This is a genomic window from Bacillus sp. SIMBA_074 (assembly GCF_046534555.1).
In the GTDB taxonomy this organism is placed as follows: Bacteria; Bacillota; Bacilli; order Bacillales; family Bacillaceae_G; genus Bacillus_A; species Bacillus_A mycoides.
On record NZ_JAWRYM010001304.1, the window covers coordinates 1 to 232 of the forward strand.

Genomic DNA, 232 nt, shown 5'->3' on the forward strand with positions numbered 1-232 from the left:
GTGCGCACGCCTTCCTGCGCACGCCCCACGCCTTCGGTTGCCTGGTAGGTCTGCCGGTTGGACAGGAAAATGCCGATCGCCGCACCGACCACCAGCAGGCCCAGCACCAGCGCGATCATCAGTTCGATCAGGCTGAAGCCCTGCTGGCGACCCAGGCGCCGCCCCGACCGCTTCGCGAATGCCACCACCGTCATAGCTGCACCTTGGTACGGAAAGTCTCTTGGTTGCTGCC

1 protein-coding gene is annotated in these 232 nt (G+C 65.5%); it reads right to left on the minus strand.

Annotated elements, in window-relative coordinates; translation table 11 throughout:
* The coding region (locus SB773_RS34920; protein WP_410595165.1) for a PilW family protein at positions 1-194 on the minus strand (194 nt) is incomplete at its 3' end.
* Positions 195-232 lie beyond the last annotated feature (38 nt).